Source organism: Streptomyces sp. NPDC008137 (genome assembly GCF_042957035.1).
Taxonomy (GTDB): domain Bacteria; phylum Actinomycetota; class Actinomycetes; order Streptomycetales; family Streptomycetaceae; genus Streptomyces.
Map to the genome: position 1 here is coordinate 379,742 of NZ_JBIBHN010000001.1, position 24,874 is coordinate 404,615.

Annotated in this window: 18 protein-coding genes; 4 read left to right on the plus strand and 14 right to left on the minus strand. The window is 71.2% G+C overall.

Going from position 1 to position 24,874, the window contains the following annotated elements; all coding sequences use genetic code 11:
• Window position 1: 1 nt before the first annotated feature.
• From sbnA to ACFZBT_RS01675, 9 genes are all read right to left on the minus strand, one after another.
• A complete protein-coding gene (gene sbnA / locus ACFZBT_RS01635; protein WP_391097563.1) occupies window positions 2-985 on the minus strand; it encodes a 2,3-diaminopropionate biosynthesis protein SbnA in 984 nt (327 codons plus the stop codon).
• 44 nt (window positions 986-1,029) lie between these two features.
• The gene (gene sbnB / locus ACFZBT_RS01640; protein ID WP_391097564.1) at window positions 1,030-2,103 is read right to left on the minus strand and encodes a 2,3-diaminopropionate biosynthesis protein SbnB; all 1,074 of its coding nucleotides are present in this window, start codon (window positions 2,101-2,103) and stop codon (window positions 1,030-1,032) included.
• Entirely contained in the window at window positions 2,100-3,095 is a 996-nt protein-coding gene (locus tag ACFZBT_RS01645) for a TauD/TfdA family dioxygenase (protein ID WP_391097565.1), read from the minus strand. The genes sbnB and ACFZBT_RS01645 overlap by 4 nt, the downstream gene beginning before the upstream one ends.
• A gap of 12 nt (window positions 3,096-3,107) precedes the next feature.
• Window positions 3,108-5,522 (minus strand): amino acid adenylation domain-containing protein, encoded by a 2,415-nt coding sequence (locus ACFZBT_RS01650; RefSeq protein ID WP_391097566.1) that lies wholly within the window; start codon window positions 5,520-5,522, stop codon window positions 3,108-3,110.
• On the minus strand, window positions 5,522-8,029 hold the full coding sequence (locus ACFZBT_RS01655) for a Pls/PosA family non-ribosomal peptide synthetase (RefSeq protein ID WP_391097567.1): 2,508 nt from the start codon (window positions 8,027-8,029) through the stop codon (window positions 5,522-5,524). Before ACFZBT_RS01655 ends, ACFZBT_RS01650 begins: the two co-directional genes overlap by 1 nt.
• 210 nt (window positions 8,030-8,239) lie before the next feature.
• Complete coding sequence (locus tag ACFZBT_RS01660) at window positions 8,240-9,391, minus strand: serine hydrolase (protein ID WP_391097568.1); 1,152 nt, start codon at window positions 9,389-9,391, stop codon at window positions 8,240-8,242.
• Between the two features lie 50 nt (window positions 9,392-9,441).
• Window positions 9,442-10,584 (minus strand): serine hydrolase, encoded by a 1,143-nt coding sequence (locus ACFZBT_RS01665; protein ID WP_391097569.1) that lies wholly within the window; start codon window positions 10,582-10,584, stop codon window positions 9,442-9,444.
• Window positions 10,585-10,678: 94 nt separating this feature from the next.
• Complete coding sequence (locus ACFZBT_RS01670; RefSeq protein WP_391097570.1) at window positions 10,679-12,448, minus strand: TIGR03767 family metallophosphoesterase; 1,770 nt, start codon at window positions 12,446-12,448, stop codon at window positions 10,679-10,681.
• Window positions 12,449-12,678: 230 nt separating this feature from the next.
• Window positions 12,679-13,119: an NUDIX domain-containing protein gene (locus tag ACFZBT_RS01675; protein ID WP_391097867.1), complete on the minus strand. Its 441-nt coding sequence runs from the start codon at window positions 13,117-13,119 to the stop codon at window positions 12,679-12,681.
• A gap of 236 nt (window positions 13,120-13,355) precedes the next feature.
• On the opposite strand from ACFZBT_RS01675, the gene ACFZBT_RS01680 reads away from it, so the two are divergent.
• The gene (locus tag ACFZBT_RS01680; protein ID WP_391097571.1) at window positions 13,356-16,652 is read left to right on the plus strand and encodes a S8 family serine peptidase; all 3,297 of its coding nucleotides are present in this window, start codon (window positions 13,356-13,358) and stop codon (window positions 16,650-16,652) included.
• 54 nt (window positions 16,653-16,706) lie between these two features.
• On the opposite strand, the gene ACFZBT_RS01685 is transcribed toward ACFZBT_RS01680, so the two are convergent.
• Together ACFZBT_RS01685 and ACFZBT_RS01690 are read right to left on the minus strand one after the other, a co-directional pair.
• A complete protein-coding gene (locus tag ACFZBT_RS01685) occupies window positions 16,707-17,597 on the minus strand; it encodes a hypothetical protein (protein ID WP_391097572.1) in 891 nt (296 codons plus the stop codon).
• Window position 17,598: 1 nt separating this feature from the next.
• Window positions 17,599-18,195 (minus strand): sigma-70 family RNA polymerase sigma factor, encoded by a 597-nt coding sequence (locus tag ACFZBT_RS01690; RefSeq protein ID WP_391097868.1) that lies wholly within the window; start codon window positions 18,193-18,195, stop codon window positions 17,599-17,601.
• A gap of 348 nt (window positions 18,196-18,543) precedes the next feature.
• Between ACFZBT_RS01690 and ACFZBT_RS01695 the strand changes: the two genes are divergently transcribed.
• A complete protein-coding gene (locus tag ACFZBT_RS01695) occupies window positions 18,544-19,560 on the plus strand; it encodes an aspartate-semialdehyde dehydrogenase (RefSeq protein WP_391097573.1) in 1,017 nt (338 codons plus the stop codon).
• Here the strand turns inward: ACFZBT_RS01695 and ACFZBT_RS01700 are convergent, their stop codons facing one another.
• On the minus strand, window positions 19,561-20,037 hold the full coding sequence (locus ACFZBT_RS01700; RefSeq protein ID WP_391097574.1) for a DUF1203 domain-containing protein: 477 nt from the start codon (window positions 20,035-20,037) through the stop codon (window positions 19,561-19,563).
• Between the two features lie 181 nt (window positions 20,038-20,218).
• On the opposite strand from ACFZBT_RS01700, the gene pepN reads away from it, so the two are divergent.
• On the plus strand, window positions 20,219-22,798 hold the full coding sequence (pepN, locus tag ACFZBT_RS01705; protein ID WP_391097575.1) for an aminopeptidase N: 2,580 nt from the start codon (window positions 20,219-20,221) through the stop codon (window positions 22,796-22,798).
• A gap of 104 nt (window positions 22,799-22,902) precedes the next feature.
• On the opposite strand, the gene ACFZBT_RS01710 is transcribed toward pepN, so the two are convergent.
• Window positions 22,903-23,847, minus strand: coding sequence for an EamA family transporter (locus ACFZBT_RS01710; RefSeq protein ID WP_391097576.1), 945 nt, complete (start codon window positions 23,845-23,847; stop codon window positions 22,903-22,905).
• Between the two features lie 105 nt (window positions 23,848-23,952).
• Between ACFZBT_RS01710 and ACFZBT_RS01715 the strand changes: the two genes are divergently transcribed.
• Entirely contained in the window at window positions 23,953-24,474 is a 522-nt protein-coding gene (locus tag ACFZBT_RS01715; RefSeq protein ID WP_391097577.1) for a MarR family transcriptional regulator, read from the plus strand.
• A gap of 47 nt (window positions 24,475-24,521) precedes the next feature.
• Here the strand turns inward: ACFZBT_RS01715 and ACFZBT_RS01720 are convergent, their stop codons facing one another.
• Window positions 24,522-24,815 carry a hypothetical protein gene (locus ACFZBT_RS01720; RefSeq protein ID WP_391097578.1) on the minus strand — a complete coding sequence of 98 codons (294 nt, stop codon included), beginning with the start codon at window positions 24,813-24,815 and terminating at the stop codon, window positions 24,522-24,524.
• Between the last annotated feature and the right edge of the window lie 59 nt (window positions 24,816-24,874).

Sequence of the window (24,874 nt, forward strand, 5' to 3'; positions counted from 1 at the left end):
GTCACTCGGACGACGCTCGCACGGCGCGGGGGTCCGCGATGGCGTCGCCGCCGTACAGGGCCTGCACCCAGTTGCTCTGGTAGATCGTGTCGAGGTAGCGCTCACCGAGGTCCGGGGCGATCGCGACGGGCGTGAGGCCCGGTGTGCCGTGCCGGGCGAGCCAGTTCGTCGCCCCGCTGACGACCGTGCCGGTCGACCCGCCGAACAGGAAGCCCCGCCTCGCCATGTCCCGGCAGGTGCGGATGGTCTCGGCCTCCTCGACGCGCACCGCCTCGTCGACGTAGCTCTCGTCGAGCAGCGGAGGCCGCAGGCTCATGCCGAGGCCGGGGATCATCCGCCGTCCGGGCGGGTCGCCGAAGATGGCGGAGCCGACGCTGTCCACCGCGACGATCCGCACCGGCCGGTGCCAGGAGCGGAACCAGCGGGCGCAGCCCATCAGGGTGCCGGTCGTGCCGACGCCGATGAACAGGACGTCCAGGCGCGGGAACCAGCGGGCGATGGCCGGGGCCGTCCGGAAGTAGTGCGCCCGCCAGTTGTCGGGGTTGGTGTACTGACTCAGCCACACATAGCGGTCGTCCGAGGCGCACAGGGCGCGCAGGTGAGCCAGCCGGGCGCCCAGTAGACCGCCGGTGGCGTGCTCTTCGGAGACGACGTGGACCTGGCTGCCCAGGGCCTCCATCATCAGCCGCGTGGCGAGGTTGCACCGGGAGTCCGTCACACAGACGAAGCGGTAGCCCTTGCTCGCCGCGATCATGCTCAGTGCCACGCCGAGATTGCCGGAGGAGGACTCGACCAGGATCGAGTCCCGCCTGAGGGTTCCGCTGCGCTCGGCGGACTCCACCATCTCCGTCGCGGCCTTCAGTTTGATCGAACCGGCGAAGTTGAAGCCCTCGCACTTGAGGAAGAGCCGGTGTCCCGTCATCGGCTCGAGGTCGACGTACAGGTCCTCCTCGTTGAAGGCGTGGGGTACGGATATGACAGGCACGATGTTCTCCTCGTACGGGGCCGGACGGAGGACGGGTTCCGCCCTCAGCCGTGCCGGCTCAGTTCGTGAAAGAAGTTGTCGATGACCCGCAGTTCACCGGAGCGGGCCACTTCGTCGTAGACGTAGGAGCCGACCGCGAGATCGAGCACGCCCAGGCCGAAGGGTGAGAAGACCACCGGACGGCCCGCCGCGACCGTGACCCGTCCGGCCATCACGTCGTCGAGCGTGCCGAGCAGGAAGTCGCGGTTGCCGGTGAGGCGTTCGGTGAGGTGCGGTGAGGTGGCGGCCCGCAGGCAGTGGTCGATGTCGTCGACGACGTTGGTGGCGCCGAGCAGCACCTCGGGTGCGAGATCGCGCAGCGACACGTGCAGCACCACCGGGTTGTGCCGGAACCACGACGGCTCGGTGATGTGCGGCCGGTCGGCGACCGTGGCGAAGACGATCAGGTCGCTGAGGCGGATCAGCTCCTCGGCGCTGCCGTGCACGGTGACGCGTCCGACGGCCCCGGACTGCTCCAGGTAGGTGCGGAATCCGGCGGCGCTGTCGGCGGACAGGTCGTGCACGCCGATGGCGTCGAAGGACCAGCCGGTGCCCTCCAGGTAGGTGTGGATGTAACGGGCGATCAGCCCCGCCCCGACGAACCCCAGCCGGGCCGGGCGGGGCCGTCCCCTGCTGAGCCGGTCGGCGGCGGACGCGGCGGACGCGGCGGTCCTGGCGGCGCTGATGATCGAGCTCTCCATACAGGCGAAGGGGTAGCCCGTGACGGGGTCGTTGAGGATGAGGACGGCGGACGCCCGGGGGATGCCCGAGGCGACGTTGGCGGGGAAGCTGGAGATCCACTTCAGGCCGTCCGGCCGGCCCTCGCCGCCGAGGGAGGCGGGCAGGGCGATGATCCGTGCCGTCGGCCGCTCCGGGAAGCGAAGGAAGGAGGACGGCGGATTGACCGTCCGGCCGGAGCCGTGCAGGCGGTACGTCGCCTCGACGACCTCCACCACGGTCTTCTCCCGGCCCTGGAGCACCTCCTTGACCTGGCTCCCGGGGATGACGGCGAAGGACGGCACCACCGGGGTGTCCGTGTCCGTCATGGCGGTCTGCGGGACGGTGTGCGTGGTGGTCATGCCGCTTCCCTCCCCGGCCGCGGTCCTGGGAGGCCGGGACGCACGGGGTCGGCCATCGCCACCACGATGTCCCTCGGCCCCTGGTAGGCCTCCCGGCTGTGCGCGGTGCGGATGTTGTCCACGAGCATCAGGTCCCCGCGCCGCCAGGGCCGCCGTACGGTGTGGGCCTCGTAGGTCTTGTTGATCTGCTCGACGACGTCCGGGGGCACCGGGTCGCCGTTGCCGTAGCGGGTGTTGAAGGGCAGGCCGTCGGGGCCGTACTCGTCGGTCAGGAACTCCCTGACCTCGGGGGCCATCGTCCACTCGTTCAGGAACGCGATCTGGTTGAACCAGCAGCTCCGGCCGGAGACCGGGTGCCGTACGACGGCGTGCCGGTGCTGCCGGGTTCGCAGCGAACCGTCCGGCTGCCAGGACCAGTCGATCGCGTGGGCACGGCAGTAGGCCTCGACCTCGCCGCGGTCCTCGCTGCCGAAGGACTGCCCGAGTGTCGCGCCGATCCCCTCGTTGTAGGCCCGGGTGAGCAGCCAGCCCTCGCGGGCGAAGCGGTCGACGAGGTCGGCGGGCAGCGCCCGCAGCACGGCCGTCGCGTCGGCCACCGCGGTCGCACCGCCTTCGGCGGGCGGCTCCAGGCACGCGAACAGCATCAGCCCGGGACACTCGACGGCGTAGCTGAGTTCATGGTGCATGCACATGGGCTGGGTGGGCGGCCAGGCCGACGACGAGTAGACGCCGTCCGCGTGGCGGTCGCGGGCGGCGAACGCCTCCCGCTCCGTCATGGGGCGCTCGGCCACCCGGTGGAGGACCGACTCGACGTCGGCCGGGGTGCGCGGTCCGAGGCCGCGGACGATGACCGCCCCGTGTTCGGCGACGAGTTCGCGCAGCGCGGCCCGGGCGTCCGGGAGGTCTTCCGCGTCGAGTACCGGAAGGGCGCCCGGGGCCCCTGTCGTTTCCGTCGTGGTGGGCCTGTTCTTGCGGAAGAGTGCCGACAGCATGTCGATCCCCTCTCATGCTCCTTGTGTTTGTCGTGGTTCTCCGCCGGTCGTCCGGGTGTCGATCAGCCGGGCCAGATCGGCCAGTACGGGGCGGCCCGCGAGGTCGCGCGGGGAGATCACCCGGTCCAGCGAGACGGCGAGCCGTACCGCCGTCAGGGACGTGCCGCCCAGGTCGAAGAAGTTGTCGTCGCGGCGGATCCGTCCGGGCGGCAGGCCGAGTTCGGCCTCCCATCGCTCCGCGAGCCGCCGTTCGGCCGGTGTCCGCGGGGTGCCGCCGGAGTCCCGGGCCGTGCCGAGGTCCTCGGCGAGCGCGGTGAGCGCCTTGCGGTCGGTCTTGCCGTTGGCGGTGAGCGGCAGGCGGTCCAGCCGGTGGAAGAACGCCGGGACCATGTACGCGGGGAGCAGGTCCGCGAGCCGCTCCCGCAGGTCCTCGGCGCTCACCGCGCCCTCGCTCACGCAGAAGGCGGCGAGCCGGCGGCCGTGCCCCTCCGCGCCGGTCACCACCACCGCGCAGTCCGTGACGCCGGGCACCCGCAGCAGCGTGTTCTCGACCTCGCCGATCTCGACCCGGAACCCCCGGATCTTGACCTGCGCGTCCCGGCGGCCGAGGAACTCCAGCTTCCCGTCGGGCCGCCAGCGGCCGAAGTCGCCTCCCCGGTACAGCCGTTGGCCGGGGCGGTGCGGGTCCTCCAGATAGGCGAGCGAGGTCCGTTCGGCGTCGTTGACGTAGCCGCGCCCGACGCACACCCCGGAGAAGACGATGGCGCCGGGCGCGCCGAGCGGCACCGGATGCAGGTTCTCGTCGACGACGTACTGGCGCACGTTGGCGATGGGCCGCCCGATCGGGATCCGGTCGGTGTCGGGCGCCCGGTCCATGACCTCGTGGTGGGTGTCGTCGGACGTCTCGGTCAGCCCGTAGGCGTTGACCAGGCGTACGGCGGGTCCGGCCGCGAACCACCGCCGGACCAGCTCACCGCGCAGCGCCTCGCCGGTGACGGAGACGCAGCGCAGGTCGGGCAGGTCCCGGGGGTCGCGTTCCAGCGCGGACAGGATGACGTCGAGATAGGACGGCACGACCTGGAGGATGTTGACGCGCCCCTCGCTGATCCGGTCCAGGAACCGGTCGGCGTCGAGGATGGCGTCCTGCTCGACCAGCAGGGTCCGTCCGCCCGTCAGCAGCCCGGCGAGCAGCTGCCACAGCGAGATGTCGAAGCACTGCGAGGCCGTCTGCGCCACCACGGTGCCCTCGCCGATGCCCAGATCCTCGATCTTGGCGTACAGATGGTTGAGCAGACCGGCGTGCTCGCACAGCGCGCCCTTCGGCTCTCCGGTGGAGCCGGAGGTGAAGAAGACGTACGCGAGCCGCTCCGCCGGAATGTCCAGGCCGAGGTCCGATCCGTCGGTCGCCCGGTCGACGAGGTCCGGGACGAGCAGCCGCCGGGTTCCGGGACGTGACGCGAGTGCCCGGTCCAGCTGCGCGGTACTGCCCGGTTCGGTGAGAACGTAGGAGCAGTCGGCACGGCTGAGCATCGCGCCGATACGGCCGGGCGGGTGATGCGGGTCGACCGGCAGGTACACACCGCCGGCCTTGAGGACGCCGAGCACACCGGCCGCCCAGTGGAGGTCGCGCTCGGTCACCACGGCGACCGTGTCCTCGGCGGCGAGCCCCTCCGCCAGCAGGGCCCGGGCCACCCGGTTGGCCCGGGTGTCGAGGTCCGCGTACGTGAGGCCGCGGCCCTGGTGGACCACGGCGACGGCGTCCGGATTCCGACGCACCCGCTCCTCGAACAGTTCGTGGAACCGCCGGTCCGGCAGCGCACGGCGCGGCCCCGCCGCCAGCCCGTCGAGCTGGAACCGGAGTTCGTCCGCGGACAGCAGGCTGCCCCGGTCGTGGCGGGCGCCGGGGTCGGCGGCGATCGCCTCCAGCGCGGCGAGGTGGTACCCCCCGATCCGGGCGGCACAGTCCCCGTCCAGCAGGTCGGTCCGGTGCCGCAGGCGCAGCGCGAGCCCGCCGTTCTCCTCGACTGCCGATACACCGAGCAGCACACCGCCGTCCGCGGGGACGGTGACCTCGTCCCCGGCGGGAGCGAAGACCACCTCGGGGCCGGGCCCGGGCGCCGGCACCGCCAATACGGCCGACCCCGTCTCCCGCACCAGCTCACCCCAGGTACCGGGCCTGACGGTCAGCTCGAAGATCCCCGTTCCGGCCGGGGAGAGGCAGCCGCTGCGCACCTCGGGGTCGCCGGAGAGCAGGGCGAGCACCTTCGCGTGGGCCGCGAGAAGGATCGCGGTGAGCGGTACGCCGAGTTCACGGGCCCGCGCCCGCAGGGCCGCCGTCACCTCGCCGGGGACACGGCTGACCTGCTCCCCGGTGCCGGGCACGGCGTCCTTCGCCCATCGGGGCACGGCCGTCACCGTCGCAGCCATCACCGCACACCTCCCCTTTCGTCTCTCTCGTCGTCTCTCTCGTCGAGGGGGCGGGCAGGATTCCCCGCCCAGCGGGTGTGCCCGGGGACCGTCTCGCCCTTCATGAGGAAGGCATCAGCCGCCAGCACGGCGCCGTCCCCCACCGTCACGCCGTAGTGCACGAACGCCCCGACGCCGAGGGTGCAGCCGGCACCGAGCGCGCTGCGGTCCGACTTGAACGTGCCGTCCTCCTGCGAGTGGCACTGCAGGACGCTGCCCGAGTTGAGGGTGCAGTCGTCCCCGATCCGGACCATGGGCCGCTCGGTCACGGCGCAGCCGTCGTCGAAGACCCGCGCCCCGATCCGCACGCCGAGCAGGCGCCATACGAGGCTCTTGAACGGCGTGCCGTCGAGGCTGTGCAGATAGGTCTCGGAGGGGACCTTCCAGTACCGCTCGCGAACCCAGAACCGGCGGTCGTAGATCGAGCAGAACAGCGGCTCCGGCGGGTGCGCCGCCGTGACGGCCCGTTCGAGGAGGACGTAGTACAGCAGAGTGAACGGCAGCACGACGGCGTTGGCGAGGGCGAGAGACGCCGTGCCCCACACCGGGTACCGGCTCGCGGCGAGCGAGAAGATCAGGACGACGCAGAAGAAGAACAGCCATCCCGTGAGCAGATGCCAGGCCATGGTGACGGCGTTGTGGCGGTTCTTGGCCGCGAGGCGGGGGCCGATGCCGTTCCCGTCCTTGAGGTCGTCGAACGTGCTGTCCCGCGCCACCGACCGGGGGATCTCGAAGCAGGGCGAGCCGAGCAGTCCCACGTCGTGCCGGAGCGGCCCGCTGACGGGGACGGCCACCTTGGTGCCGAGCAGGCAGTTGTCGCCGGTCCGGCCGCCGACCGGGTAGGCGATGCGGTTCCCGAGGTAGTTGTGCGCCCCGATCGCGGTCTGCGACAGCCGGAACGAGGTGCTGGAGTACTCGGCGTTCATCAGGGACAGCCCGTCCGCGACCATGGTCCCGGTGCCGACCCTGCTCAGGAAGGGGCTCTCGTGCTTGACCGCTGTGCCGAAGTTGGAGCCGGTCTGCTCCACCGGGGAGAGGCGGTAGCCGATCCAGCGCAGGTAGTGCACGATGCCGCTGCTGTCGCCGAACAGCCGGGTCAGGGACTTCCTGTTCGTCAGCAGGACGATCGTGCGGTGCACGGTGTGGCGGAAGCCGAAGAGCGGATACGTCCGGCCGGGCGGGACGAACCTGCCCAGCAGCCGGGGCACGGTGGCCAGGACCACCAGAGCGGCGAGCACCCCGCCGAAGAACACCACGACCGTGACCACCAGCAGGTCGACCCAGAGCACGGTCGCCCCGCCCTTCAGTACGGCGGATCCCTCCAGCATCCGGGAGAGCAGCACGTCCAGGCAGCCCACCGCCAGCGGCAGATACACCAGCAGCGCCGTGAGCAGCATCAGGGAGCCGTGCGCCGCTCGCCGTACGGTGCCGCACCGGGCGGGCTCCACCTCCGGGAAGGCCCCGTCCGCGCGCTGGGCCGGAGAACCGTGCCAGTGCTCGCCGTCGGGGACCGACTGCCCGGTCTGCAGGGAGGACGCGTGCCCGAGCCGGGACCCCTCCCCCAGCCGGGTCCCGATGTCCAGCACCGTCACCTCACCGACGACCGCGCCCCGGCCCAGGGCGACCGGCCCGGTCTCGATCACACCGTCGACCGCGCGGTAGCAACTGAACAGCACGTCCTTGCGGACGAGTGCGCCGTCACCGACGGTCAGCAGATCGGTGCAGACGGGGGCGCTGCGCGACAGGATCGTCACCCCCCTGCCGATCCGCGCACCCAGGGCCCTCAGATAGAGCGGGTAGAGCGGCGAGCCGGCGAACAGGACCAGCGGGCTCGACCGAATCAGCGTCTTGACCAGCCAGAACCGGAAGTAGGTGAGGCTCCAGACGCGGAACCGCCGTGGCCTGAACCGGCCGATCAGCACCCACTTGGCGATCACGGGCAGGGCGCACAGCACGACCAACAGCGAGGCGCCGAAGACGACGCTGCGCAGATACGCGTCGAGCAGGTGCTCCTGCGCGGCGATCCATTCATAGCCCCGGGCGGCTATGGCCGCGAGGAGGAAGGCATAGCCGAGGTAGGCCAGGAGCTGGAGCGCGCCGCAGAGCACACGGTGCGGGCGGCCGGTCGGGGGCGCCGGTGCCGGGACCGGCGCCCTGGGCAGTTCCGATGGGCTGGACGTCTCGGATTCGGCTGGTGGAGGCGGCGGGGCGCTGTCGACCAGCGCGGCCGCCAGGCCCCCGGCGGTCGGATGCCGATAGACGTCGCGCATCGACACCGCCGGCAGATCCGGCAGGTTCCGCACCCGTGCGCAGAAGTGCGCCATCACCAGGGAGTCGGCACCGAGATCGTCGAAGAAGTCGCTGTCGACCCGCACCTCCTCCAGGTGAGCGACCTCCGCCAGCAGCACGGCGAACCGCTCGGCGACAGCGGAACCCCTGACCACCTCCTGGAGCTGCTGTCCCGCCATGAGAGAACCCCCTCGGCTGCCGACTTTCTGCTCTGCCTCACTGGGGATTCGTAGCCGGGCGGCCGAGGTATGGAAGGTGCCGCTTACTTCTCAAAACGTGAGCGGGTGTCTCACCAGCCGGATGCCTCACAGCAGCCGATCGGAGCACATCGGCCACCACCGACTCGGTTCCTCGCCCACGTCGGCCGGGAAGAGAACCCGTAGCGGCGACTACTTGGCGCAGAACTCCGCCTCGATGATCGCGTCGGTGCTCACCGCCCAGTCCCCGCTGAGGTTGACGGCCAGAGAGTGCCCGCCGTCCTCGGTCGTCACCGCGCTCGACCTGGAGCCGGTGATGCCGCCGTCGTGGCCCCAGACGTGGACTCCGCAGCTGAGCTCGCGGTCGACGAGCCCCAGGCCGTAGCGGCTGGTGTCCCGGCTGGAGGGGACCGTGGTCTTCATCTTCTTCAGCTGCTCGGGTGGGAGCAGCCTGCCCCGGAGAAGGGCCGAGTAGAAGCGGTTCAGGTCGGCGGAGCTGGAGACCATCTGGCCGGAGCCGTAGGCCAGGCGCGGGTTCAGCTCCGTGACGTCGTACGTCGGGCCCTCGGCCGTCCCGGCCAGCTTGGAGTAGGCGCGGCTGCTGGACCGGGGCAGGGTCACCTGGGTGATGGGCACCGACGTGGAGGCAAGCTTCAGCGGGGCGATGACCCGGCGGTCGATCTCGTCGCCGTAGTCGTCGCTGCCCGTGGCCTTCTCGATCACCCGCGCGGCCAGGATGTAGTTGGTGTTGGAGTAGTTGAACGACTCACCCGACTCGGGATACGGCTCGTTCGCCATGGCGAAGGCGAGCAGTTCCTCGGGGGTCGCCTCGTCGAAACGGTGCTTCATGAAGCCGTCCGCGGTCATGTACTTCTGCTGGAACCCGGTGTCGTCCAGGTAGTCGTAGATGCGGCTCGTGTGGTTCAGGAGCTGGCGCAGGGTGACCTTCCGGCCGTCGTGGCCGTTGCCCCGGACCAGGCCCGGCAGCCACTTCTCCACCGTGTCGTCGAGCGAGAGCTTCCCCTCGGCCTCCAGTTGCAGGACGACGGTCGCGACGAACGTCTTCGTGATGCTGGCGACGCGGTAGTGGTCCTGCGTCGAACGCGGTTTGCCTGTCTGGATGTTGCCGACGCCGGCCGTGGCCGCCCAGGTGCCGTGCCCCCGCCGCACGGTCACGGTCACGCCCGGCACGCCGTCGGCGACCGCGGCCCGCACCGCCTGCCGGGTCGCGTTGTGGTCGCCGGGCGCCTTGCTGGGAGCGGCCGCGAGCGCCGGAGCGGCCAGCGCCGCGGTCAGCGCCACGGCCGTCGCCGCCGTCAGGGCCGTACGTATGTGTCTCTTCATGTCCCCGTTTCCCCATGTCATATCGAGTTGTCCTGCCGAGCCGGACCGGCTCAGCGGTCGCCGCAGTACTCCGCCTCGACGACGGCCTTGGTCTCCCCCGCCCAGTCCCCGTTGAAGTTGACGGCCATCGAGTGACGGCCGTCGCCGGTGGTGACGGCCATGGTGGAGGAGCCGTGGATGTCCCCGCCGTGACCCCAGACGGTCGTGCCGCAGGTCAGCTCGTACGAACGGAGACCGAGGCCGTAGCCCTCCTTCTCCTTCGTGGTGGGGGCCGTGGTCTTCATCTCCTGCAACTGCCGCGGCGGGAGCACCTCGCCGCGCAGGAGTGCCGAGAAGAAGGTGTTCAGGTCGGCGGAGTCGGAGATGATCTCGCCCGAGTAGGCGAAGGAGGGCCGGAACTTGGTGACGTCGTAGGTCGGGCCGGTCGTCGTCCGCGCCAGCTTGCCGTAGGCGCGGCTGCTGGGCTGGGGCACGGTGATCCGGTTACGAGGGACGGACGTGGCCGTCAGGTTCAGCGGTTCGATGACGCGCTGTTCGACCGCGTCGCCGTACGGGTGGCCCGTGATCTTCTCGATCACCATCGCGGCCAGGATGTAGTTGGTGTTGGAGTACTTCCACGACGTGCCCGGCTTGAAGTCCCGCTGGTTGGCCAGGGCCATCGCGACCAGTTCCCGTGGCGTCCTCCGGTCGAAACGGTGCCGGAAGAAGCCCTCCTTGAGCATGTAGGTCTGCTGGAAGGTCTTGTCGGCCAGCAGGTCGTAGACGCCGCTGGTGAGGTTCAGCAACTGGCGGATCGTGATGCGGCTGCCGTCGTGGCCGTTGCCGTGCACCACACCCGGCAGCCACTTCTCCACCGTGTCGTCGAGCGAGAGTTCCCCCTCCGCCTCCAGTTGCAGGACGACGGTGGCGATGAACGTCTTGCTCGCGCTGCCGATGCGGTAGTGGTCTCGCGTCGAACGCGGCTCGCCCGTTCTGAGGTCGCCCACTCCGGCGGTGGCCGCCCAGGTGCCGCCGTCCTGCTCCCCCACCGTCACGGTCACCCCGGGGACGCCCTCGGCGACGGCGGCCCGTACCGCCCGTCGGGTCGCGTCATGGCCGCCGGTGGGCGGGGCCGCGAGCGCCGGGCCCGCCAGGGCGACCGACAGCGCCGTGGCCGTCACCGCCGTAAGGATCGTGCGTGCGCGTATGGTCATGCCCCTGTACCCCCGTCAGCGTCGAGCGGTGTCAGGGAGTGGGACCACGAGCCGGCGGCCCGGAGTTGACCGGCCCGGGCCGGTTGAGCGGTAATCAGCCCTTCTTCAGCACCAGTTCGGTGTTGCGGTCCTCCGGGTCGCCGCCGAGGTTCGGGTTCGCGCCGGGGGCGTTGAGGGACAGCTCGCGGTAGAGGGCCGCCAGGCCGGTCTGGGAGAGGTCGGAGAAGTCCGTGCGGCGCGGGGCCGAGGACTCCACCAGGGTGGTGAAGAGGGAGATCGTGCCGTCCTTGTTGTCGGTCAGCTCGATGACCCGGGCCAGCTGGGGGAAGTCGACGTGGGAGGCGGTGGAGATCTCCCAGAAGGTGCCGCCCTCGGACATCGAGTGCGGGGTGATGACGTTCTTGTGGATGTGGCCGTTCACCCAGGCGAGCACGTTGCGGTGGGCGCCGAGGAGGGCCAGGACCTCCTCGCCGCTGTGCCGGCGCTCGCCCGGCCGGGACGGGTCGTCGCGGAGGTTCGTCATCGTCTTGCTGGTGTGATGGCTGAAGATCACCGCGTGGGAGTCCTTGTTCTCCCGCAGGGTCTTCTCCAGCCACTTCATCTGGGCCGTGCCGAGGGAGCCCTCGTAGTGGCCGCCCGCGTCGGTGGTGTCCAGGCTGATGCCGATGACGTCGTCGGAGATGCGGAAGACGTAGTACTGGGTGCCCGCGTCGAGGTTGGCGGAGGAGTAGCCGTGACCGGCCGGGCCGATACCGCGGTAGGCCGGGTCCAAGTGAGCCTGGAGGTACTCGGCCTGGGTGAAGGGGGCGCGGCTCTCGTCCGGGGTGACCGAGCGCATGGAGCGGGCGTGGGACTTGAGGAAGTCGTGGTAGCGGACGCCCTGGGGGTCCCGGGCCTTCTTGATCTGCGCCTGGAGCTGCTGCGCCTCCGCCGCGGACACGTCCATCAGCTTCTTGCCGCCGACGGCGAGTTCGGTGAGGTAGGAGTCGCCGTGCGAGGCGTAGCAGCCCATCGGCAGGGAGTCGTGGTTGCCGACGGTGGAGTACCAGGGCAGGTTGAGGCCGGGGCTGCGGACCTCCCGGATCGCGGCCTTCAGGAAGCCGTCGAGCCGCGGGAAACCGACCTGCTTGTCGCTGTCGCGGACCGCTGCGTCCGGCTGCCAGTACTGCTTGAGGCCGCTGTTCTGGACGCCCTCGTACTGGCGCGGATTCCCGGTGTTGGGCGTGATGCGCCCACCGCTCATGATCTTCAGGAACCAGTCCAGCTCGGACTTGGCGTTGTTGTCCGTGTTGTCGCCGGTGGTCATGGCGAAGTGCAGCGGGGCGCCGGTGACCGGGGCGCCGCGCAGCGCGTTGATCCGCTCCACCAGCGCGATGGCGCCCTGCACGGTCAGCGCCTCGTGCGGCCGCCAGGCGTGGATGTCGGCCGAGCGGAGGTACTCCAGGCGCAGCGGGTGCTGGGCGTCGATGATGTGCAGGTCGGTGAGCTGCACGAACGCGGCGAGCGGGGTACGGCGCCCGGCGCGGCCGGACTTGGGCGCGGCCAGGTCGGAGCGCACGACGCGCTGCCAGCCGGCTCCGTCGCCGAGGCGCCGGTAGCCGGAGCCGCCGCTGCCGCGCGGGGTGGCGACGGAGGCGAGGGTGGTGCCCTTGGTGTAGGGGGCCAGCGGCGCGGCCGGCGCCTGGCGCGAGGAGGCCGCTACAGCCTCGGTCGCCTCCTTGGCCGTTGCGGTGGCGGCCTGGCTGTCGCTGGGCCGCAGGGCGTAGCCGACGCCCGCGGAGAGGGCGACCGCGCCGCCGGCGGCGAGGACGGAACGACGGTGGATGCCCTGGCCGGATCCTGCGACTGAGCGTGTGCGCGACATGCGCTTCTCTCCCCGAGTACGAACGCGTCGGCAGTGGTCGCGGAGCGTTCGCCGTACGAACACTCCGCTCACACTGGATCGTTGGCACCGGGAATGACCTGTACGTAAACGCGACGGCAACGGGCAGCGCCGATCACCGTACGTGGATCTTGGCCACCCTCCGCGTCGACGACCGCTCCGGGAACGGCCCGGAGCCGGTCACTCGGCGTTCATCTTCCTGGGTACTGCACCTAGTCCACGGCCTCTTCCAGCCGCCCGGTGACCGGCCGCTCCCGCCACATCCGCAGCGCCGTGTCGACCAGCCCGATCCGGACCAGTCCGGGCACCGCGTCCAGGTCCTGCCAGGCGGCGAGGTCGGTGGAGCCGCCCACCTCGTAGCGCAGTTCGCCGCCGGTGATACGGCCCTCGTAGACGAACCGGACGCCGTGATGGTCGACGGAGCGGCCGAAGCCGTCGCGGAAGACGCGGTGGGAGGAGTCCACGCCGAGCAGTCCGGTCACTTCTATCCGGTACCCGGTCTCCTCCTCCACCTCCCGTCGGACGGTGTCGTAGGGATCCTCGCCGTGCTCCATGCCGCCGCCCGGCAGGACCCACTCGGGGGTGCCGTCCTGGGCGGGTGAGCGGGCGAGCAGGATCTGTCCGTCACGGACGCATACGGCGTAGGCCGCCACCCTCAACTTCTCTCTCACTCCGGGACGTTAACCGATTTCGCCGTCTTCAGGACTGATGCCCGCAAAACGCATCGCGGGTTTTCCCCATACATCCATCTCGTTTCGGTCAACGGTCCCCAAAGAGCGTGCCCTTACGCAAAGCTGTGCGATCGTCCGGGCTCGCGTTCGGACCGTTACGACCAGGGTCGATCGGTCCTGGTCGTTCCCGCTCGTTCCTTTACCAACAAGGGATGCCGATGACCCTCACCCCCCAGCGCGACCCGATATCGGGCCCGAGACGTGTGGCCCGCATAGCCGTGGCCGCCGGTCTCGTCGCCGCGCTCTCCGCGGCCGGGCCGATCCCCCTGGCCTTCGCCGCCGACGGCCCGGGCGCCGCCGCCCCCGCCGACCCGGACGTCAAGTCCGCACCCGAGAAGCTCGGTTCGGACGACGCGGACCTCCTCGCGGAGGCCAAGGCCGACGGCGACAAGACCGTCACGATGATGATCGCCACCGCGCCCGGGAAGACCGAGCAGGTCGCCGGGCAGCTGGACGCGGTCAAGGGCGGCCTGGTGGGCCGGGCCGACGACAAGCTGGGCTACGTCCGCGCCACCGTCCCGACGTCCCGGGCGGACTCGGCCATCGCCGCCGCCGCCAAGCTCTCCTCCGTGCACGGCATCGACCTGCGCGAGGAGATCCCGCTGGACGACCCGACGCCGAGCGCGGACACCGCCAAGGGCGCCAAGGCCGCGAAGGGCACGTACCCCGCGCCGGGCAAGAAGACCCCGGCGGAGAACCCGTACAACCCGTCCTTCGAGACGGGCGCGGTCGACTTCGTCGAGGACCACCCGAAGGCGGACGGCCGCGGCGTCACCATCGGCATCCTGGACTCCGGCGTGGACCTCGGCCACCCGGCGCTGCAGAAGACGACGACCGGCGAGCGGAAGATCGTCGACTGGGTGACGGCGACGGACCCGGTCGTCGACGGCGACCGCACCTGGCGCCCGATGACCGCCTCGGTGTCCGGGCCCACCTTCACCTACGGCGGGAAGACCTGGACGGCCCCGGCGGGCTCCTACAAGGTCAGCACCTTCCTGGAGTCGTACACCACCGGCGGCGACGCGGCGGGCGACGCCAACCGGGACGGCGACACCACCGACGCCTGGGGCGTGCTGTACGACGCGGCGTCCGGTACGGTCCGCGTCGACCTGAACAACAACAACGACTTCGGTGACGACACCGCGATGAAGCCGTACAAGGACGGCTTCCAGATCGGGTACTTCGGCACCGACAACCCGGCCACCGACATCGCCGAGCGGCAGCCGTTCGTCGTCGAGATCCGCAAGGACGTCGTCGTCAACGCGGCCGGCGCGAAGGCCGACTTCGTCAACATCGGCGTCATCGAGTCCGAGCACGGCACGCATGTCGCCGGCATCACCGCCGCCAACGGCCTGTTCGGCGGCAAGATGGACGGCGCGGCTCCGGGCGCCAAGCTGGTCTCCTCGCGCGCCTGCACCTGGTCCGGCGGCTGCACCAACGTCGCGCTCACCGAGGGCATGATCGACCTCGTCACCAAGCGCGGCGTCGACATCGTCAACATGTCCATCGGCGGCCTCCCTGCGCTGAACGACGGCAACAACGCGCGCGCCGAGCTGTACACGCGCCTGATCGACGAGTACGGCGTCCAGCTGGTGATCTCCGCGGGCAACTCCGGCCCCGGCACCAACACCATCGGCGACCCGGCCCTGGCCGAGAAGGTCATCTCGGTGGGCGCGTCCGTCTCCAAGGAGACCTGGGCCGCCAACTACGGCTCGGCCGTGGAGAAGAAGTACGCGCTGATGCCGTTCTCCTCGCGCGGCCCGCGTGAGGACGGCGGCTTCACCCCGACCCTGGTCGCCCCGGGTGCCGCGATCAACACCATCCAGACCTGGATGCCGGGCCAGCCGGTCGCCGAGGCGGGCTACACCCTGCCGGCCGGCTACGGCATGCTCCAGGGCACCTCGATGGCCTCCCCGCAGGCCGCCGGTGCCGCCGCGCTGCTCCTCTCGGCCGCCGGGCAGAAGAAGATCGACCTCACGCCGGCGACCCTGCGCACGGCCCTCACCTCGACCGCCGACCACATCAAGGGTGTGCAGGCGTACGAGGAGGGCGCGGGCCTCATGAACATCGAGGACGCCTGGGACTCGATCCGCGACGACGCCACCGCGCACGCCTACACGGTGAAGGCGCCGGTCGACACCGCGATCGACCAGTTCCTGAAGACCCCGGGCTACGGCACCGGTCTCTACGACCGTGAGGGCGGCCTGAAGGCCGGCCAGAAGAAGACCTACGAGGTCACCGTCACCCGTACGTCCGGCGCCGACAAGGCGATCCGGCACGAGCTGCACTTCGAGAACAACGCGGGCGGCACGTTCCGCATCGTCGGCTCCGACGAGGTGAAGCTGCCGCTGAACCAGCCGGTGACCGTCAAGGTCCAGGCCGCACCCAAGTCCGCCGGCATCAAGAGCGCGATCCTGGAGGTCGACGACCCGAAGACCGAGGGCATCGACAAGCAGGTCCTGAACACGGTGGTCGTCTCCGAGCCGCTGAAGTACACGTACTCGGCCCAGGGTTCGGTGCAGCGCAACAGCTCGAAGCACTACTACGTCACGGTCCCCGAGGGCGCCAAGACCCTCGAGGTCGCGATGAGCGGGCTGAAGGACAAGAGCCAGACCCGGTTCATCTCCGTCCACCCCTACGGCGTCCCGTCCGACCCGACGTCGACGATCAACTGCTACCCGAACTACGCCAACCCGGCCAACACCTGCCGCCCCGACCTGCGTTCGTACGCGAACCCGCAGCCGGGCGTGTGGGAGATCGAGGTCGAGTCGCGCCGTACGTCGCCGCTGCTCGACAACCCGTACAAGCTGGACGTCGCCGTGCTCGGCGCGGCCTTCGACCCGGAGACCGTGACCGTGCCCGAGGCGAAGGTCGGCACCCCGGCCGCCGCCTCCTGGAAGGTGACGAACGGCTTCGCCGCCATCGACGGCAAGCTGGTGGGCGGCCCGCTCGGCTCGGCGAAGACGACCCGTCCGTCGATCAAGCAGGGCGAGACGCAGACCACCACGGTCGAGGTGCCCGCGGGCGCGGAGTCCCTGGACGTCGCCATCGGCGGTGTCTCGGACAACGCGGCGGACCTGGACCTCGCGGTCTACAACGCCGCCGGCACGCAGGTCGGCAGCTCCGCCGACGGCGACTCGGAGGAGTCGGTCTCCGTGCCCTCCCCGGCCGCCGGCAAGTACACCGTCGAGGTCGTCGGCTACGCGGTGCCGGCCGGCACGACCGCCTACGACTACCAGGACGTGTTCTTCTCCTCGTCCCTGGGCAGCGTCGGCGTCGACGGCTCGGCGCCGGTGAAGCTCGGCACGGGCGCGTCGGCCACGGTCTCGGGCAGTGTCACCGCCGCGGCGGCCGCTCCGGAGGGGCGTGAGTTCTTCGGGCAGGTCCAGCTGGTCAACGCGCGCGGCACGGTCGCGGGCCTGGGCAATGTGAAGATCGAGAAGGTCGTTCCGTAGCGGATCACGGCTACCGGGGGCGGGCGTCCGACGGACGCCCGCCCTTTCTCATGCCTACTGGCACGGGACCGTGCGCGACTCGGGCAGCGCGGCGGTGATCCAGGCCCGTTCGCGGGCGATCTCCTTCTCCCCGACGCTCCACAGGTCCGGTTCGGCCTGCCCGCCCGTGATCCCTACGAGGACGTGGTCGCCCGGCCGCGGCCGGGGGTCGACGTCCTCGCCCATCGGGAAGACGACCCGCTGCTGGCCCTCGGCGGGCTTGTAGGAGCGCTCCACGTCGAGCGTGACGCGGTCCTGTCCGGTGCCGGGGACCGGTTCGACCTCGGCGACGGTGCCCTCGACGACGATCCGGGCACAGGCGAGATAGCCGGCGTGACCGAGCTTGGCGCCCTTGCTGCCGTGCTGCGGACTCGCCGCGGCGTCGGCGGCCGAGCTCCCCGCGGAGTCGTCCCCGGCACCCGTACCGACACCGCCCTGCACCACGAGCCACCCCATGCCCACGACGACGGTGGCCGCCGCGGCGGCGACGAGCCCGCGCAGGGCCAGGGAGAGCGGCCGGGGACGGTCGCGCCGCGACCTCACAGGCAGCACTCTCACCGCCGGGTCGGCGGCCGCCCCCGGCCCGGCGCCGTGCGCGGCAGCCCGCGGGCCTGCTGTGGGCCCTGCCGCCACGGTTCGCCCCGCCGGATCCGCCGCTTCCCCCGGCGCCTCGAGCCGGGCCTCGTCGCCGCGCGCCAGCGCGTCCCCCAGCAGCGTCAGCTGCTCCCGCAGCAGCGCGACGTCAGACGCGGCCGCGCGGTGGGCCGCCGTGTACTCGGCGTCCTGCCGGGCGGCCTCCGGTACGGGGGCACCGACGATCGCGGCCATCAGCGCGTCCATGCCGTCGTACTCGCCACCGTCGTCGCACTCTCCATGACGCCGGTCGTCATCGTTCCGGGCGGTCACGTCACACCACCTCGTCCTCGTGCAGGCGGGCGCGCAGAGCCCGTACCGCCGTGTGCAGCCTGCTCTTGACCGTGCCCTCCGGGACGCCGAGCTGCTCGGCGATGGACCGGACCGGCAGGTCGGCGTAGAAGCGCAGGACGACGACCTGGCGCTGGGCGTCGGGCAGCTCGTCCAGGCCCTGGGCGACGGCGACCGACAGCACGCTGCTGTCCTCGCCGGAGGGGTGCGCCGCCGGCTGGCGCAGGGCGGCCAGCCGCTCCCCGAGGCGCTCCTGGCGGCGCTTGGCCCGGTGCCAGTCCATGGCCAGGTTGGAGGCGACGACCGCCGCCCACGCCGAGACGTCCCGCGGCGCCTCCCGTCCGCTCGCGGCCCGCTCCAGCAGCCGCAGGCGGACCTGCTGCACCCCGTCCGGCAGGTCCGCCTGCGGCACCCCGCCCAGCGCGAGCACCGCCCGCACCCGGCGTTCCTGTGCCGCGTCCAGCGGATCAGCCGTCCGGTGCGGATCAGTCGCGCCCTGCGGATCAGCCGCGCCCTGCGGATCGTCACCGCCACCGGCCCGCGGCCTCTCCCGGCCCCGCCGGGCCCTTCCGCGCAGCAGCACAAGCCACCCCCCTCGCCGTGTTTCTCCTACGACGCCGGCCCGGCCCGGAACGTTCGGTCGTCCTCCGAAGGATTTCCGCCAGGGCGACAGAGGTATACGTCACACTCCCGTGTGGCGGAGGGAGGGAGGGGCAGGTGAGCTTGCGGCGCACTACCCCTGTCGAACGAATTTCTCCAGCTCAGAGCGGTTGACACCGCAGGTCCGCAACCGAGGAGCGGGACACGGCGTCCCACTCACCGGACGGCCCGGGGAAAGAAGTGGACAGATGGGCCGTGGTCGGCCGCATGATGGAAAAGCCTCGGCCAAGCAACGAGCATGTGAAGAGACGCACGAGAGGGAGTCACCGTGAGGGTCGGAATCGTCGGAGCCACCGGACAGGTGGGCACGGTCATGCGCAGGATCCTCAAGGAGCGGAACTTCCCGGTCACCGAGCTGCGCCTGTTCGCCTCGGCCCGCTCGGCGGGCTCCGAGCTGGACGGTGTGACGGTGGAGGACGCGGCGACGGCCGACTACACCGGCCTGGACATCGTGCTGTTCTCCGCGGGCGGTGCCACCTCCAAGGCGCTGGCCGAAAAGGTCGCCTCCCAGGGCGCCGTCGTGATCGACAACTCCTCCGCGTGGCGCAAGCACCCCGAGGTGCCCCTGGTCGTCTCCGAGGTGAACCCGCACGCGATCAAGGACCGCCCCAAGGGCATCATCGCCAACCCGAACTGCACGACGATGGCCGCGATGCCGGTCCTGCGTCCGCTGCACGACGAGGCGGGCCTGGAGGCCCTGGTCGTCGCCACGTACCAGGCGGTCTCCGGCTCCGGTCTCGCGGGCGTGGCCGAGCTGCACGGCCAGACGCAGAAGGTCGTCGCCGAGGCCGACCAGCTCACCCACGACGGCGCGGCGGTCGATTTCCCCGAGCCGGGCGTCTACAAGCGCCCCATCGCCTTCAACGTGCTGCCCCTCGCGGGCAACATCGTCGACGACGGCCTGAACGAGACCGACGAGGAGCAGAAGCTCCGCAACGAGTCCCGCAAGATCCTGGAGATCCCCGAGCTCAAGGTCTCCGGCACCTGCGTGCGCGTCCCGGTCTTCTCGGGCCACTCCCTCCAGGTCAACGCCCGCTTCGCCCGGCCGATCTCCCCCGAGCGGGCGACGGAGCTGCTGGCGGACGCCCCGGGCGTCGTCGTCACCGACATCCCCACCCCTCTCCAGGCCGCCGGCCAGGACCCCTCCTACGTCGGCCGCATCCGGCGCGACGAGACGGTGGACAACGGCCTGGCCCTCTTCCTCTCCAACGACAACCTCCGCAAGGGCGCGGCCCTGAACGCGATCCAGATCGCGGAGCTGGTGGCGGCGGAGCTGAAGGGCTAGCTAGGGCCTGCGCACCTCGTAGTAGAAGCAGCCGTACTCGACGGCCCGGACGTGGACGAGCGCCACGGCCGGGTCGTCGAATGCTTCCGTGAAGGCCTCCTCGAAGGCGCCGTCCCCGACCAGCCGACCGCCCAGGATGCGCCCGTCGGCCGAGTAGCGGCGGACCGTGCGATGGCTGTGGGTGAAGGGGAGGGCGTCGGTGTCCGGCCCCGCGCACTCCTCGGCGTGGATGAAGACGGGGCCCTGTTCGTCGTACGCGCCGGGGTCGACGCCCGTCTCCGCCGCCCAGCGGCGCAGTGGGGCGTAGGAGACCAGGGCGAGGCGTTCGCCCGGCTCACTGTGGCGGAGGCAGCAGCGGAGCGGGGCGCCGCCCTCGGGGGCGGTGAAGGGGGTAGTGGGGCGGCCCGCGTCGTCGGTGGTGCGGAGGTCCTTCAGGACGCGCGGGGTGATGGGACGAGCCAGGTACGTCGGTGTCATGGCTCCAGGTTCCGCCTCGCCCGGTCGCCTCACCGGCGGATTCCGGACGTCGCGTTCCCGCCGGACAGCGGTCGGGCAGCGGTCCGTCGAGGGGTATCCCTAGGAGCCGCCCGGATCGTCGAATGATGCCAGGCTGCCGTGGAAAGATGACGCAAGCCACCCATAACGAGGAGATGACCGCGTGCCTGGCACAAACCTGACCCGCGAAGAGGCGCAGCAGCGGGCGCAGCTGCTCGCCGTTGACTCGTACGAGATCGAACTCGATCTCTCCGGCGCGCAGGAGGGCGGCACCTACCGGTCCGTGACCACGGTGCGCTTCGACGTGACCGCCGAGAACGGCGCCGAGTCGTTCATCGACCTCGTCGCCCCGGCCGTGCACGAGGTGACCCTGAACGGGGACTCCCTCGACCCCGCCGAGGTCTTCGCGGACTCCCGGATCGCCCTGCCCGGCCTGCTCCAGGGGCGCAACATCCTCCGGGTGGTCGCCGACTGCGCGTACACCAACACCGGCGAGGGCCTGCACCGGTTCGTCGACCCGGTCGACGACCAGGCCTACCTCTACACCCAGTTCGAGGTCCCGGACGCCCGCCGGGTGTTCGCGAGCTTCGAGCAGCCGGACCTCAAGGCGACCTTCCAGTTCACCGTGAGGGCGCCGGAGGGCTGGACCGTCATCTCCAACTCCCCGACCCCGGAGCCCCAGGACAACGTCTGGGCGTTCGAGCCGACACCGCGCATCTCGTCGTACATCACGGCCCTGATCGTCGGGCCGTACCACTCCGTGCACAGCGTGTACGAGAAGGACGGCCAGTCCGTCCCGCTCGGCATCTACTGCCGTCCCTCGCTCGCCGAGTACCTCGACTCGGACGCCATCTTCGAGGTGACCCGGCAGGGCTTCGAGTGGTTCCAGGAGAAGTTCGACTACACGTACCCGTTCGAGAAGTACGACCAGCTGTTCGTACCGGAGTTCAACGCGGGCGCGATGGAGAACGCGGGCGCGGTGACGATCCGCGACCAGTACGTGTTCCGGTCGAAGGTGACGGACGCGGCGTACGAGGTGCGCGCGGAGACCATCCTGCACGAGCTGGCCCACATGTGGTTCGGCGACCTCGTGACGATGGAGTGGTGGAACGACCTGTGGCTGAACGAGTCGTTCGCCACGTACACGTCGATCGCCTGCCAGGCGGCCCACCCCGAGTCGCGCTGGCCGCACTCCTGGACCACCTTCGCCAACTCCATGAAGACGTGGGCGTACCGCCAGGACCAGCTGCCGTCGACGCACCCGATCATGGCCGAGATCAACGACCTGGACGACGTGCTCGTCAACTTCGACGGCATCACCTACGCGAAGGGGGCTTCCGTTCTGAAGCAGCTCGTCGCGTACGTCGGCGAGGACGAGTTCTTCCGGGGCGTGCAGGCGTACTTCAAGGCGCACGCGTTCGGCAACACGCGACTGTCCGACCTGCTGGGCGCCCTGGAGGAGACCTCGGGGCGTGATCTGAAATCGTGGTCGAAGGCGTGGCTGGAGACGGCCGGGATCAACGTTCTGCGCCCGCGGATCGAAACGGACGCCGACGGCGTCGTCACGTCCTTCGCCATCAGCCAGGAGGCCCCGGCCCTGCCCACGGGCGCGAAGGGCGAGCCCACGCTGCGGCCGCACCGGATCGCCGTCGGCCTCTACGAGCTGGACGACGAGAGCGGCAAGCTGGTCCGCGAGGAGCGGATCGAGCTGGACGTGGACGGTGAACTGACCGCCGTGCCGCAGCTGGTCGGCAAGCGCCGCCCGGCCGTGATCCTGCTCAACGACGACGACCTGTCGTACGCGAAGGTCCGCCTGGACGAGCAGTCCCTGGCGGTCGTCACGGAGCACCTCGGCGACTTCGAGTCCTCGCTGCCGCGTGCCCTGTGCTGGGCGTCGGCCTGGGACATGACCCGCGACGCGGAGCTCGCGGCCCGCGACTACCTGGCCCTGGTGCTGTCCGGCATCGGCAAGGAGTCGGACATCGGCGTGGTCCAGTCGCTGCAGCGCCAGGTGAAGCTGGCCATCGACCTGTACGCCGACCCGGCCGCCCGGGAGGCGCTGCTGGCCCGCTGGACCGACGCGACGCTCGCGCACCTGCGGGCGGCGGCGCCGGGCAGCGACCACCAGCTGGCGTGGGCGCGCGCGTTCGCCGCGACGGCCCGCACGCCCGAGCAGCTGGACGTGCTGGACGCGCTGCTGGACGGTTCGCAGACCATCGAGGGCCTGGTCGTCGACACGGAGCTGCGGTGGTCGTTCGTGCAGCGGCTCGCCGCGGTCGGCCGGTTCGACGAGGCGGAGATCGCGAACGAGTACGACCGTGACCGCACGGCCGCCGGTGAGCGGCACGCCGCCACCGCCCGGGCGTCCCGCCCGACCGAGGAGGCCAAGGCGGAGGCGTGGGCGTCGGTCGTCGACTCCGACAAGCTGCCGAACGCCGTGCAGGAGGCGGTCATCGGCGGTTTCGTCCAGACCGACCAGCGTGAGGTGCTCGCCCCGTACGCGGACCGGTACTTCGAGGTGGTCAAGGACATCTGGGAGTCCCGCTCCCACGAGATGGCCCAGCAGATCGCCGTCGGCCTCTACCCGACGGTCCAGGTCTCCCAGGAGACCCTGGACAAGACCGACGCCTGGCTGACCGACGCGGCGCCGAACGCGGCCCTCAGGCGCCTGGTCTCGGAGTCCCGCGCGGGCGTGGAACGCGCACTGCGGGCCCAGCAGGCGGACGCGGCGGCCGGCCGGTAGGCAGCGGCAACGGCTACGGCTACGGCTACGGCGAAGGGGCGCCCGGCGATGTGCCGGGCGCCCCTTCGCCGTCTTCTCGCACCCGGTCGGTGAGCGCGGTGGGTCTACCGGCGCAGCGCCCCTTCCGTCAGGTCCGTCGAATCCTTCCGACGGCTCTTCTCAGAGAAGCTGAACGTTCGCGGGGCCGCCGCGCCCCGCCCCCCGATCTGCCCCGCAACCGTCGCCCCGAACGCCAGCCCCATGCCCACCAGTTGCACCGCCGTCAGCGCCTGGCCGAGCGCCGCCCAGCCGATGACGGCCGCGGTCAGCGGGGAGAGCGGCCCGAGGAAGGTGACCTGGGTGGCGGTGAGGCGGCCGATGCCGCGGAACCACAGCCAGTACGCGACCGCCGTGTTGGCGACGGCGAGGTAGAGGTAGCCGCCGGCCGCCCGGGCGTCCAGCGCCGGGGGCGCGCCCTCCGCCAGGAAGGCGACCGGCGCGATGAGCAGGCCGCCCGCGGTGAGCTGCCAGCCGGTGAGGGCGAGCGGGCCGACGCCGGGAGGCCGCCCCCAGCGTTGGGTGAGGACCGTACCGGTGGACATGGAGACCGTGGCGGCCAGGGCGGCCAGCAGGCCGAGCGCGTCCAGCGCCCCGGCCGCGCGCAGGACGACGAGGCTGACGCCGAACGCGGCCACGGCCCCGGTCAGCAGCGTGCGCGGGGTCGGCCGCTGCCCGAGCAGCAGCGCCGCCAGGCCGGCCACGAGGAGCGGCCCGGCCGAGCCGACGACCGCCGCCATGCCGCCGGGCAGCCGGTACGCCGAGAGGAACAGCAGCGGGAAGAAGGCGCCGATGTTGAGCGCGCCGAGTACCGCCGCCTTCCACCACCAGGCACCGCGCGGCAGCACCCGGGCGAGGGCGAGCAGCAGCAGTCCGGCGGGCAGGGCGCGCATCAGCCCGGTGAACAGGGGGCGGTCGGCCGGGAGGAACTCGGTGGTGACCGCGTAGGTGGTGCCCCAGGAGACGGGGGCGAGGGCGGTGAGGGCGATGAGCGCCGGGCGGGAGGAGGCCATGGAGGCAACCTTCGAAGTAGGTCGGTAGAAAGTAGCTTAGCGTTAAGCAACTTTCCGTCAAGCTACTTTCTTGCGGGTGACCGAGTGGCGGCCGATACTCGTGCCATGAACGAACACCCCGGGCAGCGCAGGGACCCTGTCGACGCGATCATCGACCAGTGGGGGACGGTCCGGCCCGAGCTCGACACCCGGGCGATGGAGGTCTTCGGCCGGGTCTCCCGGCTCGCCCGTGCGATGGCGGACCGCCTGGAGGGCACCTACGGCCGGTTCGGGATCTCGCGCGGCGAGTTCGACGTCCTGGCGACCCTGCGCCGCTCCGGCGAGCCCTACACGCTCTCACCGCGCCGGCTGTCGGAGACGCTGATGCTCACCACGGGCGGGATGACCGGCCGGCTGGACAAGCTGGAGCGGGCCGGGTTCCTGCGCCGCTCCCCCGATCCGCACGACCGGCGGGGCCTTCAGGTGACGCTCACGGAGGAGGGGCTGCGCATCGTCGACGAGGCGGCCGTCGCGGGGCTGGCGGTCCAGACGGAGGCCCTGTCCGGCCTGGACGCGAAACAGGCCGGCCAACTGGCCGGCCTGCTGAGGGAACTGCTGGCGGGGACGGAGGGGGCGGCCGGGCGGTGACCGCCTCTCCACCATCGCCCCCGATCAGACCTTGGAGTCGGCCTTGATCAGGCCTTGGAGTCGGCCTTGACCTCGGCCTTGGCCTTGGTCGCGATGTTGGAGCTGGTCGGGTCCTTCTTCTGGTGCGACTTGTCGCCGATCATCACCAGACCGTGGATGACCAGGTACAGCACGATGGGGGCCACGACGAAGAGGCCCAGCGTCTCGATGACGCTCAGGCCCGGGCCGGGGTCGTCACCGTCGTCGCGGCTGACCGCGAAGGCGGGGGACGACACGAGCAGCATCATGAGCGTCGTACCGGCTGCCAGGGCGCCGGCGCGCAGGGCGTTCTTCTTGTCCACGGTGTCAAAAGTATCCAACGCCCCTGGGGGCCGCGCGCCCGGGGTGCCGTAAGAGTCGC